The organism is Hymenobacter sp. AT01-02 (assembly GCF_000961955.2).
GTDB classification, from domain to species: Bacteria; Bacteroidota; Bacteroidia; order Cytophagales; family Hymenobacteraceae; genus Hymenobacter; species Hymenobacter mucosus.
In genome coordinates, this window is record NZ_JZIR02000017.1 from 112,317 (window position 1) to 125,971 (window position 13,655).

13 protein-coding genes and 1 pseudogene are annotated in these 13,655 nt (G+C 56.1%); 4 read left to right on the top strand and 10 right to left on the bottom strand.

Annotation, left to right across the window (positions count from 1 at the left end; genetic code table 11):
* Positions 1–129: 129 nt before the first annotated feature.
* Positions 130–2,763 (bottom strand): valine--tRNA ligase, encoded by a 2,634-nt coding sequence (locus tag VI25_RS07990; RefSeq protein ID WP_045687518.1) that lies wholly within the window; start codon positions 2,761–2,763, stop codon positions 130–132.
* A 193-nt stretch (positions 2,764–2,956) separates the two neighbouring features.
* Entirely contained in the window at positions 2,957–3,103 is a 147-nt protein-coding gene (locus tag VI25_RS25090; RefSeq protein ID WP_161806897.1) for a hypothetical protein, read from the bottom strand.
* Here VI25_RS25090 and VI25_RS07995 point away from each other — a divergent pair.
* The 3 genes from VI25_RS07995 to VI25_RS08005 are packed head-to-tail and all read left to right on the top strand — an operon-like array spanning position 3,096 to position 5,184.
* The gene (locus tag VI25_RS07995; RefSeq protein ID WP_161806898.1) at positions 3,096–3,956 is read left to right on the top strand and encodes a carbon-nitrogen hydrolase family protein; all 861 of its coding nucleotides are present in this window, start codon (positions 3,096–3,098) and stop codon (positions 3,954–3,956) included. The two genes, VI25_RS25090 and VI25_RS07995, sit on opposite strands and share 8 nt — an antisense overlap.
* A gap of 5 nt (positions 3,957–3,961) precedes the next feature.
* Positions 3,962–4,195: a hypothetical protein gene (locus VI25_RS23985; protein ID WP_052695019.1), complete on the top strand. Its 234-nt coding sequence runs from the start codon at positions 3,962–3,964 to the stop codon at positions 4,193–4,195.
* A complete protein-coding gene (locus VI25_RS08005; RefSeq protein WP_052695020.1) occupies positions 4,180–5,184 on the top strand; it encodes a hypothetical protein in 1,005 nt (334 codons plus the stop codon). Before VI25_RS23985 ends, VI25_RS08005 begins: the two co-directional genes overlap by 16 nt.
* Before the next feature lie 125 nt (positions 5,185–5,309).
* On the opposite strand, the gene VI25_RS08010 is transcribed toward VI25_RS08005, so the two are convergent.
* Together VI25_RS08010 and VI25_RS08015 are read right to left on the bottom strand one after the other, a co-directional pair.
* Entirely contained in the window at positions 5,310–5,621 is a 312-nt protein-coding gene (locus VI25_RS08010) for a hypothetical protein (protein ID WP_045687521.1), read from the bottom strand.
* Between the two features lie 113 nt (positions 5,622–5,734).
* Complete coding sequence (locus VI25_RS08015) at positions 5,735–6,748, bottom strand: acyl-CoA reductase (protein ID WP_045687522.1); 1,014 nt, start codon at positions 6,746–6,748, stop codon at positions 5,735–5,737.
* 144 nt (positions 6,749–6,892) lie between these two features.
* Here VI25_RS08015 and VI25_RS08020 point away from each other — a divergent pair, with 144 nt between their 5' ends.
* Positions 6,893–7,243: a 4Fe-4S dicluster domain-containing protein gene (locus VI25_RS08020; protein WP_045687523.1), complete on the top strand. Its 351-nt coding sequence runs from the start codon at positions 6,893–6,895 to the stop codon at positions 7,241–7,243.
* Between the two features lie 99 nt (positions 7,244–7,342).
* Here VI25_RS08020 and VI25_RS08025 read toward each other — a convergent pair whose 3' ends face one another.
* From VI25_RS08025 to VI25_RS08050, 6 genes and pseudogenes are all read right to left on the bottom strand, one after another.
* Positions 7,343–8,215: a nucleoside phosphorylase gene (locus VI25_RS08025; RefSeq protein ID WP_045687524.1), complete on the bottom strand. Its 873-nt coding sequence runs from the start codon at positions 8,213–8,215 to the stop codon at positions 7,343–7,345.
* Positions 8,216–8,415: 200 nt separating this feature from the next.
* Entirely contained in the window at positions 8,416–9,369 is a 954-nt protein-coding gene (locus tag VI25_RS08030; RefSeq protein ID WP_045687525.1) for a rhodanese-related sulfurtransferase, read from the bottom strand.
* 83 nt (positions 9,370–9,452) lie between these two features.
* Positions 9,453–10,084 (bottom strand): annotated as a pseudogene (locus tag VI25_RS08035) (NeuD/PglB/VioB family sugar acetyltransferase).
* A gap of 148 nt (positions 10,085–10,232) precedes the next feature.
* On the bottom strand, positions 10,233–11,501 hold the full coding sequence (locus VI25_RS08040; RefSeq protein WP_152981541.1) for a hypothetical protein: 1,269 nt from the start codon (positions 11,499–11,501) through the stop codon (positions 10,233–10,235).
* Positions 11,492–12,799, bottom strand: coding sequence for a DUF2851 family protein (locus VI25_RS08045; RefSeq protein ID WP_045687528.1), 1,308 nt, complete (start codon positions 12,797–12,799; stop codon positions 11,492–11,494). The genes VI25_RS08040 and VI25_RS08045 overlap by 10 nt, the downstream gene beginning before the upstream one ends.
* Positions 12,800–12,957: 158 nt before the next feature.
* Positions 12,958–13,602, bottom strand: coding sequence for a LolA family protein (locus VI25_RS08050; protein ID WP_045687529.1), 645 nt, complete (start codon positions 13,600–13,602; stop codon positions 12,958–12,960).
* Positions 13,603–13,655: the final 53 nt, after the last annotated feature.

The following is a 13,655-nucleotide window of genomic DNA, read 5'->3' on the forward strand; positions in this document are numbered from 1 at the left end:
CATCAAGGTGAGGCACTTCGGCGGGCGGCAATGCGTACGACAGGGTTGCCTGGTTACTAGCGTACCAACAAAAAGGCCGCCACGCTAGCGCGGCGGCCTTTTTGGCAGATTATAGGTTGGCTCGGCAGCTTATAAGGCAGCTAAGCTCTGTTCCAGGGCCGTAATCTTCGACTCGGCATCGGCAAGCTTTTGGCGCTCACGCTCCACGAGGTCGGGCTTGGCGTTCTGCACGAATTTCTCGTTGCTCAACTTCTTCAGCACCGAGTCGCGGAAGCCTTGGGCGTACTCCAGCTCCTTACTCAGGCGTTCCTTTTCAGCGCCCAAGTCAATCTGACCTTCCAAAGGCACGAAGAACTCCGCACCACCCGACACGAATCCAATGGCGGCCGCTGGCGCAGCATCTACCGCACTGATTTCGGTGAGCGAAGCCAGTTTCCGGATAATGCCATCGTAGTCTTGGAGCAGCGCCGCGTCGTCCGTTTTGGCGGCCAGCGTCAGAGGCTTGTTAGGGCCCAGGCCTTTTTGGTTGCGGATGTTGCGTACCCCGGCTACAATGTCGAGGGCCTTTTCCATGCGGGCAATCAGCTCCGGAGCTCCGGCTATGATTTGCTTCTTGGGCCAGGCGGCTACGCACACGTAGTCCTTGGGGCTGCGCTCAGCCAGTTCATGCCAAATTTCTTCGGTGATGAAGGGCATGAAGGGGTGTAGCAGCTTCAGCAGCGTTTCCAGGAAGCCCGTGGTGTGGCGCAGGGTTTCCGGGTCGATAGGTGCCTGGTAGGCTGGTTTGATCATTTCCAGATACACTGAGCAGAAATCGTCCCACACCAACTTGTACACCGTCATCAGGGCGTCACTCATCCGAAACTTATCGAAGTGCTCGTCCAGCTCTGCCAGTGTTGTGTGCAGTTTAGCGGAGAACCACTCCACGGCCTTCTCGTTCACAAAGGGTAGTTCGGCATTCACCTCCCATCCTTTGATGAGACGGAAGGCATTCCAGAGCTTGTTAGTGAAGTTGCGGCCCTGCTCTACTAGCTTGATATCGAAGAGCAAGTCGTTGCCCGCCGGGGATGAGAACAGCATGCCAGTACGCACGCCGTCGGCACCGTATTGCGCAATGAGGTCCAGCGGATCGGGCGAGTTGCCGAGCTGCTTGCTCATCTTCCTACCCTGGTCGTCGCGCACGATGCCGGTGAGGTACACATTGCGGAAGGGCACTTCCTTGCGGTACTCCAACCCAGCCATAATCATGCGGGCCACCCAGAAAAACAGGATTTCGGGAGCCGTTACGAGGTCATCGGTTGGGTAGAAATAGTTAACATCTGCGTTGTCGGGGTCCTTAAACCCGTCGAACACTGAAATCGGCCACAGCCACGACGAAAACCACGTATCCAGCACGTCTTCGTCTTGGCGCAAATCGGTGGCTTGGAGGTTGTAGTCGCCGCTTTGCTCGCGGGCCAGTTTCAGGGCCTCCTCCACATTGAGGGCTACTACAAACGTGCCGTCGGGCAGGTAGTAGGCCGGAATGCGCTGCCCCCACCACAGCTGCCGCGAAATGCACCAGTCGCGTACGTTCTCCATCCACACCCGGTACATGTTCTTGAATTTGGGCGGGTGCAGCTTAATCTCGTCGTTTTCTACTACGGCCAGTGCTGGCTTAGCCAAGTGCTCCATTTTCAGGAACCATTGCAGGCTCAGGCGTGGCTCAATAACAGCGCCCGTACGCTCTGAGGTTTGCAGCACGCTGGCGTACTCCTCAATCTTGGCCAGCAAACCGGCTTCCTCCAAGTCCTTCACAATGTTACGGCGTGCCGCAAATCGATCCTGGCCCACGTACAGCTGCGCTTTTTCATTGAGCGTGCCATCGTTATTAAGGATGTCGATAACGGGCAGGTTGTGCTTGAGGCCTAGCTCGTAGTCATTCAGGTCGTGGGCGGGTGTAACCTTGAGCGCACCCGTACCAAAGTCGATGCTCACGTACTCATCCAGAATTACTGGAATGTCGCGGCCCAGTAGCGGAATGCGTACGCGGGCTCCGTTGTGCAGGTGGGTGTAGCGCGGGTCGTTGGGGTTCACGGCCACGGCCACGTCGGCCATGATGGTTTCGGGGCGCGAGGTGGCTACCGTCAGGAACTGGCCCTCCTGCCCTACTACCTCATAAGTGAGGTGGTACATTTTGGCCATGGTATCCTTCGGGATTACCTCCTCGTCGGACAGTGCCGTGCCACCCTTGGGGTCCCAGTTTACCATGCGGATGCCCCGATAGATTAGCCCTTTCTGGTACAGGTCCACGAATACGCGCAGCACGGCTTCCGTGAGTTCCGGCTCCATAGTGAAGCGCGTCCGGTCCCAGTCGCAGGAAGCACCTAGCTTCTTAAGCTGCTCTAGAATAATGCCGCCGTACTTTTCCTTCCACTCCCAGGCGTGCTCCAGAAACTGCTCGCGCGTCAGGTCCTTTTTCTCAATACCTTTCTCTTTGAGCAGTGCCACTACCTTGGCTTCGGTGGCAATGGACGCGTGGTCGGTGCCAGGTACCCAGCAGGCTTCTTTGCCCTGCATGCGGGCTCGGCGCACCAGTACGTCCTGAATCGTATTGTTGAGCATGTGGCCCATGTGCAGCACTCCCGTTACGTTAGGCGGCGGAATTACTACCGAGTAAGGCTGCTTGCGGGGGTTGGCTTTGGCTTTGAAAAAGCCTTGCTCCTGCCAGCGCTGGTACCATTTGGCTTCAACGTCGGCGGGGGTATAGGTTTTGGCGATAGACATCGTCGGAGAAAAGTCAGTTCAGAATACTAGCAAAAGTAGGAATTTCGGGGCGGGGCGGGAAATGGACCGTAAAACACAACCGTTTCCCGCCCCAATAGGCCTCTGGCGTGGGTCAGTGCTACCGCCACCACGGGTGGCCTCGAATGCCATTTACTACTACATTTGAGGGAATGGGGTCTTGTGCTCCTTGCTTCTACTTGCGTACCAGCACGCGCTGCACTTTTATTTCGTCAGCTTCCATGGCCGCCTTCTTTTCCTTGCGCAAGCCGTTCAAGCCTGCCCCACCCCCTCCTAGCCCGGCACCAGCCGCGGCGGCGCCTACCCCTAGCCCCGTGCCCATCCCCACTGAAACGTGGCGCATTGGCATGGGGCAGCTTCTAGTAGAAGGCGGCGAGCCCCAGCGCAACCTAGAGCGGGCCGCCCGAATGATAGAGGAAGCAGCCCAGCAACGCTGCGACATAGTGCTACTACCCGAAACCTTGGATTTCGCCTGGACCCATCCTAGCGCCCTTACTGATGCGCAGCCCATTCCGGGGCCCTACTCGGCCGTGTTGTGTCAGGAGGCCCAGCGCCACGGCGTATATCTGTGCGCAGGCCTGACGGAGCGCGCCCCCGACGGCCGCATTTACAACGCCGCCTTGCTTATCAATCCGCAGGGAGAAATCATCTGTAAGTATCACAAAATAAACCTACTGATGGTGGAGCAGCCTTTTTACGCAGTAGGACAAACCCTCAACGTCGTGGACACGCCCCTCGGTAAGATTGGCGTAAACATCTGCGCCGATAATTTTCTGGATGGCCTTTCCATCGGGCATACCTTGGCGCGCATGGGGGCCGAGATTATCCTGTCGCCCTCGTCGTGGACAGTAGATTATTCTATTACGGAGGAAGACGACCCCTACCGAGAAAAGTGGGTTACGCCTTACTCCATCTTGGCCCAGCTCTACAACATAGCTGTGGTCGGCACTACCTCCGTGGGCTACATTGTGGGCGGCCCATACGAAGGCAAAAAAAGTGTAGGTTGCTCGCTGGCCGTAGACGCCAGCGGTATTCGGGCGCAGGGCACCTTCAATGAGTTTGCCGGAGAACTCGTTGTAGCAGAAGTACCCCGGCCCATTCGGGCGGAGAAAGGCACCGCCATTGGCGAGATGCTGCGCCGCAAAGGCTTTACTTTTGACACTCTCCCAAGCTAACCTACATGGTTTCATCTTCTTCGGCTGCCACCCCGGCCCCTGCACCCACATCCTCATCTACTACCCATACCGGTACCTACCGCCAGTGCACTCGCTGCATTATGGATACCACCGTGCCCGGTATTCGATTTGATGGCCGGGGGGAGTGCAACTTCTGTCAGTTGCACGACAAGCTAGACCGCGCTTTTCCGCTGGGCGAAGTGGGCCACCGCCACGTAGCGCCATGGCTGAGGATATGAAGCGGCTGGGCAAAGGCAAGAAGTACGACTGTGTGCTGGGGGTAAGCGGGGGGCGAGATTCATCGTTCACGCTTTGGTATTGCGTGGTAAAGCTCGGCCTGCGGCCCTTAGCAGTGCATTTTAACGACGGATTTGGCAACCCCGTAGCGGGCGAGAACATGGTGAAGGCCTGCCGGAAGTTGGGCGTAGAAATGCGTACCATTACCTCCGACTGGCGCGAATCGAAAGACCTGAAGATTGCTTTTCTGAAGGCATCTACCCCCGACATGGAGGAAGGCACCGACCTGGGAATTGCTACCGCCCTGTACGGGGTAGCAGCCAAGGAAGGTATTCAGCGCATTGTTATTGGGCAGTCGTTCCGCACGGAGGGCATTGCGCCTCTAAGCTGGAACTACCTTGATGGAAAATATCTAAAAGCGGTGCACCGGCAGTTTGGCACGGTACCGCTGCGCCCCTGGAAGCCCGACGACCCCGGCTTTCACCTGGACCTGAAAGAAATGTTTTACTATGCGTTCGTGCGACGCATCAAAACCGTAACGCTGCTCTACCACATCGACTACGTGCGGGCCGATGTGGATGAGCTGCTAGTGCGGGAATTGCAGTGGGTGAACCCCGGGGCACACTACTTCGACGATTTGTACCAAAGCGTTATTTACTACCTCAATCGCACCAAGTTTGGCATCGACCGGCGCTTATTTAACTACTCAGCGCTAGTACGTTCAGGCCAGATGCCCCGCGCAGTTGCTTTGGAAAAAGTCAGCCACATCAACGCCATCGAAGATGAGAAGGTCATCAACTTGTGCATCAAACGGCTGGGTCTCACGCGTGAGGAGTTTGAGCAGATTGTGGCCACCCCACCCAAAACGTTTCGCGCCTACCCAAATAATTACGAGTTGATTCGCTTGCTACGCTGGCCGATCAAATTTCTCAGCCAATTCCGCCTCATCCCGGAGTCGGCCTACGACAAGTATTTTAACTGCGGTACTTAGCCCGTGTTTGTGGCGTCGCGTTCCGCGGCCTGAGAACCGCGCTACCCGCGCATAGAAACGGCCTTCCCAAAAGAAGGCCGTTTCATTTGTAATAGGGCTAAACCAGAAGAGTAGCTACGCTACACCTAGTAAAAGTCGAAGCTTACCACAGCCCGCAGAGGTAGCGAAATACCCGATTTCAGGGTCAGATATTCTTCGTGGGTGGCCCACACAGTGGTGTATACACGTTTGGTACTGCCGTCTTCGGTTTGAAAGTAGATGTCGAGCTTACCATGATAAGCATTGCCTAAGGTGGTAGCGCGCTCGGCATCATGGCGTCGGCGTTTTATGGCCGCCGGATCCGTCAGTACATCCTCTTGGGAAAACCGCAGGGTCGGAATAACATCTTTATCGACGGTTTCTATTTGGGCATCAGTGGTTTTTAATTCGGGTATCATGGCAGGAACGGATAAAATGGACAGGAACAGCCCATGTAACGTTAGAAATGTGCCGCGCCACGTATGAAGAATACATGAGGCACACCGGCCGTTGATGAGCACTCCAACTCTATTTACGCCAGTTCTGCTAAAAAGGCCATCGTATCTACCCCATCGGCATAGTCCATCACGCCGGGTTCCTGGGCTTGGCCGAAGGTAACGCTACCGGCATACTGCCCTCCGGCCGAAACCAAACACTGAGTTTGCGCCGCCACATCCGTCAGCTGATCTACCAAATCTACCTCACTGGCATAGGTACCATAGTGCAGTACCGATATGGGCGACACAAGCTGGGCGCCTTCCGTGAGCAACAGAAAACCAGAATCGAGGTGGGGCACGCGGTTTACCAGCAGAATGCTTTTGTTGTAGTCGTAGTTGTTCTGGTAGCGGTTGTGCTCCAGCACGTGGTGCCAGGGCTGCAACGAGTCAAGCAACGGCGTGAAATCGTAGTTTTCGGGCACGTAGAGCTTGCTCACGTTGCGGCAGCCTAGGCCGTAATACCGGAAGATGTCGGCCCCCAGCAACCCCAAGTCGTGGTTAGACTCGCGGCCGGTCAGGATGGCAATGCTGGTACGGTTGCGCCGAATGATGTGGGGCTTCTTGCCGAAGTAGTACTCGAAGTAGCGAGCCGTGTTGTCGGAGCCGGTAGCAATAAAAGCATCCGCAGCATTCAGGCGCTCCACAAACTGTAGTTGATCGGCAAAGCGGGGCTCCAGGCGCAGCAGTTCGTCGGCCACCCAGCGCATGAGGAATGTATCGTCCTTGCTAAGCTTGGCAAGCAGGACATGGCCCGAAAGCAGCACGCACAGCATGTCGTGGAAGCCCACCAACGGAATATTGCCGGCCATCACAACGCCTACTTGGCGCGGGGTGGCGGGCTCGGCGGGGTAGCGGGCCGCCCACTGGCGCAGGGTAGCTTCGGAGAGCAAGCGCGCAATGCCCCGCACGGCAGCCGTTACGTTGGGTGTATCAAACCACGGATTTTGGTTGCGGGCGCGGGAAGCTAGAGAAGTTAGTTCGTCGTCAGAGAGATGATGCAGGCGCTGGCCAAGCGCCACGAAGGCGGCCAGGCGGTCAGAATGTAGCATAGAGCGGAAAAAACAAAAATCGGTGGGGCAAAAGTACTGAACTGTGTACGGCTAATTTCTACTTTTGCCTGCCCGTACCTGCTTGCAGCTACGTATACAGGGCTACGACTCTCATCTACTCACTCCCAAACCGAGGAATAGGCTATGGCCATCATGATAACCGACGAGTGCATCAACTGTGGTGCCTGCGAACCGGAATGCCCCAACACCGCCATTTACGAGGGCGGAGCCCAATGGCGCTGGGCCGATGGCACCAAACTGAAAGAAGTGCAGATGGACGGCGGCCAGACGGTTTCTGGCGTGGCGCCTCAAACTCCCATCTCCGACGAGTACTACTACATCGTTTCAGATAAGTGCACCGAGTGCGTGGGCTTCCACGAAGAACCACAGTGCGCGGCAGTATGCCCTGTAGACTGCTGCGTAGACGACCCCGACTACCGCGAAGCCCAGCAAGACCTGCTCAAGAAGAAAGAGTGGTTGCACCAAGAGGCCTAGTCCATGCATCTACAGCATACGCTATTGCCTTACGTAACAAAAAAAGCCTTCCCAATTATGGGAAGGCTTTTTTTATGGTCTTGGCGCTGGTAGCAAGGACTACAAACGGGAAAGCGTCGTGGCAATTAAGTTGTTGATGATGGCCTCCGAATTGGTGGCAAACTCGCCCGTGGCCCGGTTGGCCACAATAGCGTTGAGCGACACCACGTCATGACCCAGCATTCGGCCTAGAGCGTAGTAACCAGCCGTTTCCATTTCAAAGTTGGTGAGGCGAAACTCGCCTTCGGCGCTGTGGTGGCGGAACTGCTGAAACTTCTCGATGAGGTCGGGCATGCGCAGGTCGAGGCGCAGCACGCGACCTTGCGGACCGTAGAAGCCGGGGCAAGTGAGCGTATTGCCAACTACCATTCCGGCGCCCAGTTGCTCACGCAGCAGGTCGGAACCACGCACGCAGTACGGGCGGTACTCAAGCTGCAAGCTTTCCTGCACGCCGCGCGCTACGTCTACTTCGAGGCCCGTTTCGACCAGGGGGTAAAATTGCATAAGGGAATCGAGGCCCACTGCGTGCTCCGAAACCAGCAGGGAGCCCACCGGAATATCTGGCTGCAAGGAGCCACTAGTGCCCACGCGGATGATGCGCAGGGAAATGCGCTCTTCCAGGGGCCGAGCCTCGCGCGTAAACAAATCCACGTTTACCAGGGCGTCCAGCTCATTAAGCAGAATGTCGATGTTGTCGGTGCCCATGCCTGAGCTGATAACCGTCACCCGCTTGCCGTGGTAGTACCCCACGTGGGTCACAAATTCCCGCTTGTGAATCTTGGTCTCAATGGAGTCGAAGTGCTGGCTCACCGTAGCCACGCGCTCCGGGTCGCCCACGGTGATAATCGTATCGGAAATATGGTCAGGAATCAGGTTCAGGTGGTAGATGCTGCCGTCTTTGTTAAGAATCAGCTCCGATTCGGGAATAGCCATGCGCAGGGAATGTTGGAGGAAAAGGAAGGTGCAATGGTACGCGAAAAACGACAGTTTGGGTACAGACCTAAAAACAACTGTCATCCAGAGCGCAAGTCCAGAGCCAGTAGAGAACTGAACACGTCACCGTTAGGTTACCTGTTCTGCCCTGTGCTGGTACTACGCTTGTGCTCCGGATGACAGAAAAAAGATTATCTGGCTTACCGAACGGGCGCCCGGTAGGAAAGCAGTCCCTGCTCGGGGTTGTAGTTGTTGCTGTGTTTAGGGTAGGTACCTGTGCCGTCGTACGGGCGCTTGTCGGGATGCTGCTGGCAGGCCTCCGAACAAGCGCCTTCTAGCTGCTGCCCGCAGGCCTCACACAGCGGTACGTGGGCGTTGCAATGCGGGTTGGCGCAGTTCACCATGCGGTCAGAAGGCGTATGGCAATGGTGGCAGTGGCTGATGACGGTTGGGTTGACGCTGTTCACATCCACGGCCACGCGCCCATCGAACACGTAGCACTTGCCCTCGAAGTCCTCACCACCAGCCTCCAAGCCATATTTGATGATACCGCCGTGGAGCTGGTACACGTTTTCGAAGCCTTGTTCCAACAGAAACGCGCTGGCCTTTTCGCATTTGATGCCACCCGTGCAGTACGTCAGGACCTTCTTGCCCTTGTACTGTTCCAGCTCGTTTACCTTCTCGGGAAACTCGCGGAAGTTCTCAATATCCAGGGTTACGGCATTTTTAAAGCGGCCCAAGTGGTGCTCATAGTCAGAGCGAACATCGAGCACTACGACGTCGTCTTGGTCCTTCAAATCCCGAAACTCCTCGGGCGAGAGGTGAATTCCTGTACGCTCATAGGGCTTAATGTGCGGGAGGCCCACATTTACAATTTCGGGCTTCACGCGCACATGCAGCTTCTGAAAGGTGTGGGCCGATGCCTCTTCTATTTTAAACTCCAGAGCGGCAAAACGCGGGTCAGCCTTCACCAGCCGCATGTACTCTTCACAATCAGCCCGGCGGCCCGACACAGTGCCATTTAGTCCTTCCGAAGCCACAATGATGCGGCCCAGCAGATGCAGGCGCAAACACAGCCGGTGGTGCTCTTCCCGGAACTCTTCGGGGTTAGCAAGGGGCGTGTAGCAGTAATACAGCAGAACGAGGTAGTCCATGGTGTTATCAGAAGCGAGAAGTAAACGGCAAAAAGGCTGAGCGGGCGGCCCCTACTTCTAGCCGTACTTCTTGGGTCTACGATTTATACTTTTTGAGCGGGGTTACCGAACACGGTTTGGTTGGCAGGCACATCGGCTACTACCACCGATCCAGCTCCTACGCGCGCCTTGGCTCCAATCTTAACGCCAGCTACTACTACCGCGCCGGCTCCAATGAAGCTTGCTCGCCTACTACTACGCCGGCATTCAGAATAGCACCAGCACCTAGTTGGGAGTAGTCGCCCAGCTCTGCTTTTACGTCTATCACAGCGTTGGCCCCCACGATGCAGCCATCACCGAGCTTGGCGTTGCCGGCCACCACGGCATTGGGCCCAATGAGGTTACCATGGCCCAGCCACGCGTGTTCCGATACGCTGGCGCGCTGGTGAATAGCATTCACTGGTGCTACCTCATATTCATCGCGCAGCATGCTGGTGAGGCTTTTGCGGCTGGCAGTATCATCGGTAGCCACAAACACTTCGCACTTCTTACCAAGTAGCTTCAGTAGCTCTTTATCGTCGGTGTTACCCATCACGGGCACATCGTTCAACTCGGTGTTTTGCAGCTTCGTGTCGTCGTCGAGCAGGCAGTATACGACCACGTCGTTGCTCTGAAAAGCATCTAGGGCAGTAGTGCCAACGGTTTGTGCGCCGAGAATGATTACGGGATTTTCCATACAAGCGAAAAACGGCCGCGTAGCGCGGCCGATAGGTTATTTCAACAGCAAAGATACAGCTTCTCGCCCGGACCACCTGCGGCAGATGATCATGTAGGTAATGGAAGCCAGGGTCCTAGTGCTAACAGTTGGGTTGCAACAGATGTTCCTACCCCCTTAGACGCTTTACTACTCCGCAGAAATACTCATTTTGCGTGATGAGCAGCAACAGAAAGGGAAGAAACGCTACCCGGTAGCGACTCAGGGTACCCAAGTTGGGGGTTGATAGCCCGAGTAAAATGGCCAGCAGCAGACAGTACAGCAGAAGGGCCAGCATCACGCCAAATGGTAGCTTACCACTCCGCCGCTGGACTACCGCCCAAGCCGCTAGTAGCAATAGCGCCGCCAGCAGCGCGTTTTCCATACCGGCTATTAAGTACAGCAAGCTGGTTCCCTCCCAAGGCCAGGGGCGCGTGGTAGCATTAAAAATGGCCGCCGGAGCATTGCGCAATACGCTCTCTGTAGTGGGCGCCAAGGTAGGGTACTCCAGATGTGGTCGATTGCGCGATATAGCTAACAGGTCGGTGTAGTTGCGCTGGAGCTGGCTGGTAAACTTATTGAGCCGGAAGGCCGGGCTAATTTCACTGGCGGCCCAAGCTCCAGCGCTCAGCAGCCCTACCATTAGCAGCAGTTGCGGCATCCGGCGGCGCGTACCAGTGAGACGCTGAAGGACTCGTATCAATCCTAAGCCCGCTAAAACGCCTAGTAGCACGGCGGCAAAAAAGAACCGCATCTTGAAATGCAGCCACCCCAGCAGTATCACGAGGGCCACTTTCTGCCACTGCCGCCCCGAGAGCAATGGGTAGTATAGCTGCAACACATAGGCCAGCAAAGCCGCACCACTGCCCACCAGCAGGCTTTCCTTGGTCAGCCCAGACGTCCAATACACCACCGTTGGCCACAGCAAAAAGCCGATAACTACGCCGCCTGGTCGGGCGGCGGGCCACAAGCGACCAATCGTGCACGCCAGTGTCCAAGCGCCCCAAAAGCTAAACAACGACAGGTATAGGGCATTGAGCCACACCACACCTCCCGATACTACGTTCAGCATCGAAAGGACTTTCATCATGAACAGGGTGTTAGAAAAACCATGATAGATGAGGTGCCAACTACCAAAGTGAAATTCTTCCTGTCCTAGCATTTGCAGCCACGCCTTAGGCTGCTGCCAAAACTGCACCGTCATGCGCCGCGCCCACATCGTGAAGAGGTAGGAGTCTTCACTCATGAAGCGCACCGACAGCCCCGTGGTGGCTAGCTTCAGCAGTAAGGTAGGAAGCACCCAACCGCCTATACGGGGCTTCTGGTGCTGCCGCCGCAACCACACAAGCAGCCCTCCTAGCAAGGCAGCATTAAGGAGGAGTGCCAGTATTATTCGCACCGGGCGGCGGGCTTGGTTTGCAGCAGGCGGCTACCAATGGCGCAGTGCAAACACCGGCGTGGCGTGCAGTAGCCTTTATGCAGCGCCAGCAGCCCCTGCGAATCAGCAGCGGTGCGGTGGATGAAGCCTAACGTATCGTAGAGGTCGGTCACGTGGTTGTATTCGGCGGGTAGCTGATCTAGCAAAGCTACGGCAGCTTCCACCAATTCTGGGTTTCCTACGTGCTGGTAGTACGCCACTCGCAAGGGTACAACCACATTGGTGATGAGCACATGTAGGCTAGTTCGGCCTAAAGCGGGCACCTTCCCGGCCTTACCAGGCCGGTAGTGAGTTTGCCAGTAAGCCGAAATAGGTGCGGCAAAAAACTGTAGCAGAGCTGCTACATCGGTAGCAGTTAGCAGGGCGTCAAAGAGAGCAGGCCGCGCGTGCAGCAAGCCAGCTAATTGCGCGAGGCGCACCGTGGGGAAATTAGCAGGGCGCAACCGCAAGAAGTTCCACTCGTGCGCAGCCAGAGCCGTGCCGGCTAGGTTGTACTTGTGGCGCAAAAACGCATACTCCTGGCTTAAGTCCCGGATATACAGGTCGTGCGCTACATCCTCGCCAGCACCTAAGAAGCCCGCTTGCCCAAATAATAGAGCTTCCAGTTGGCGGGGGTCGTGGCGGTGACGGCGCAGCACAGCTAGCGGCAGGGCTTTGGCAAGCCGGGCTAATGGCTCCGTGTTTTTTTGAAACCCAAAGGCCGCTGCTACGACATGCCACGCCGTAGCTTCCCAATCTTGACCCAGTTGCTGATGCAAGCCTGTAATGACAGCCGCCTTATTTTCCATCCGTTCCAGTAGCGCCCGCCCAGTCATCATGGTACGCGTGAGGCTGGGCACTTGGCTGAGCAAGGACGCACACGGGAGCAACTCGGCAGCCGTGGGGGTAGTAAGCCGCTCGTAGGCGTGGAGCAAAGCCGGCGACAGGCGTGGGGCAAGCTCTAACGCCGGTACTACCGAGCCGTTAGTGCGCTGCACTTCCTGATCGGCTGTGTGCACTACGTGTAGCACTACTTGGTCGTATTTGGGGTCCTGCTGATGGTAGTGGCGGTACCAGTCAGATGCGCGCAGGTGTATCTCCACGGCCCCGTTCCACTCTACCTCACCTAGCTGTAGGCGGGCACCCAAGAAATCAGGCCCGGCATCGGGGTTGCGCATGCCAGGCCGCAGCACCGTAATGGGCTGTCCTTCCTGCGTGCATAGGTTAGCTTTTTCGAAATACTGATGCTGCCAAACGTAGTGTAGAAAATCTTCCTTCACGGGTATATAGTGCTAGTAAGTAGTCTTAAGCACGGAAGATAGTTTACTCTTCCATACAGATCAATAGGCTACAGCACTACTCTACGACCAACGCACACCGGCCCGCCCCTGCATTGATGCAAGAGCGGGCCGGTCAGAATGGCAGCACTGCTGGGCGTCTAGCGCAGGTCAATCACCTTAACGCCCTTGTACTTGTTTTTATCGAAGGTGAAGGTGGTAGCGTCAACCGGAGGGTTGGGTTGGAACTTGCTAATCTTATAGGTGTAGCGGTTACCGTTCTTCTTGAACATCTGCCAGCTTTTCACCGATTTATCAGCCTTACTTACTTTCAGGCGCACCTTATATACCGGGTTGGAGCGGTCTTCCGGGGAAAGCTCGATAACGTCTACTAGCTCTCCGCCTTCTTTGGCTTCCTGCACGTAGGAGTACTTATAGCCCTTTTTATATAGGGTATAGATCTGGGAAGGGGAAATTTCCTGGTCTTCGGGCTCGTAGTCGGAAATGTTCACTTCATTTTCAGCCCGCATATAAGTCCACAGAGTCTGGCCGTTGTTGATGACCTCCTGGCCACTCATCTTTAGGCGAAACTTCTGCCCACTCACCGTAATATCACCGCTCAAATTTTCCTTCACCTTGGCCGCATCGTTTTCGAGGGTTTGAGTAAAGGTAGCCTTGAAGGCCTTCAACGCCTGGTATTTGGCGCTCATCTGGTCCAGAATCTTACCGGCTTTCGGATCCTGCTGCGCCAAGGCAGCCGTCGAAACCGATACAGAAACGGCAAGCAGAGTGAGAAACTTTTTCATTAGGTAGTAGAGAGGTGTGTTGGAGTAGTACTCAGTGAGACGCGCAAAGCGCA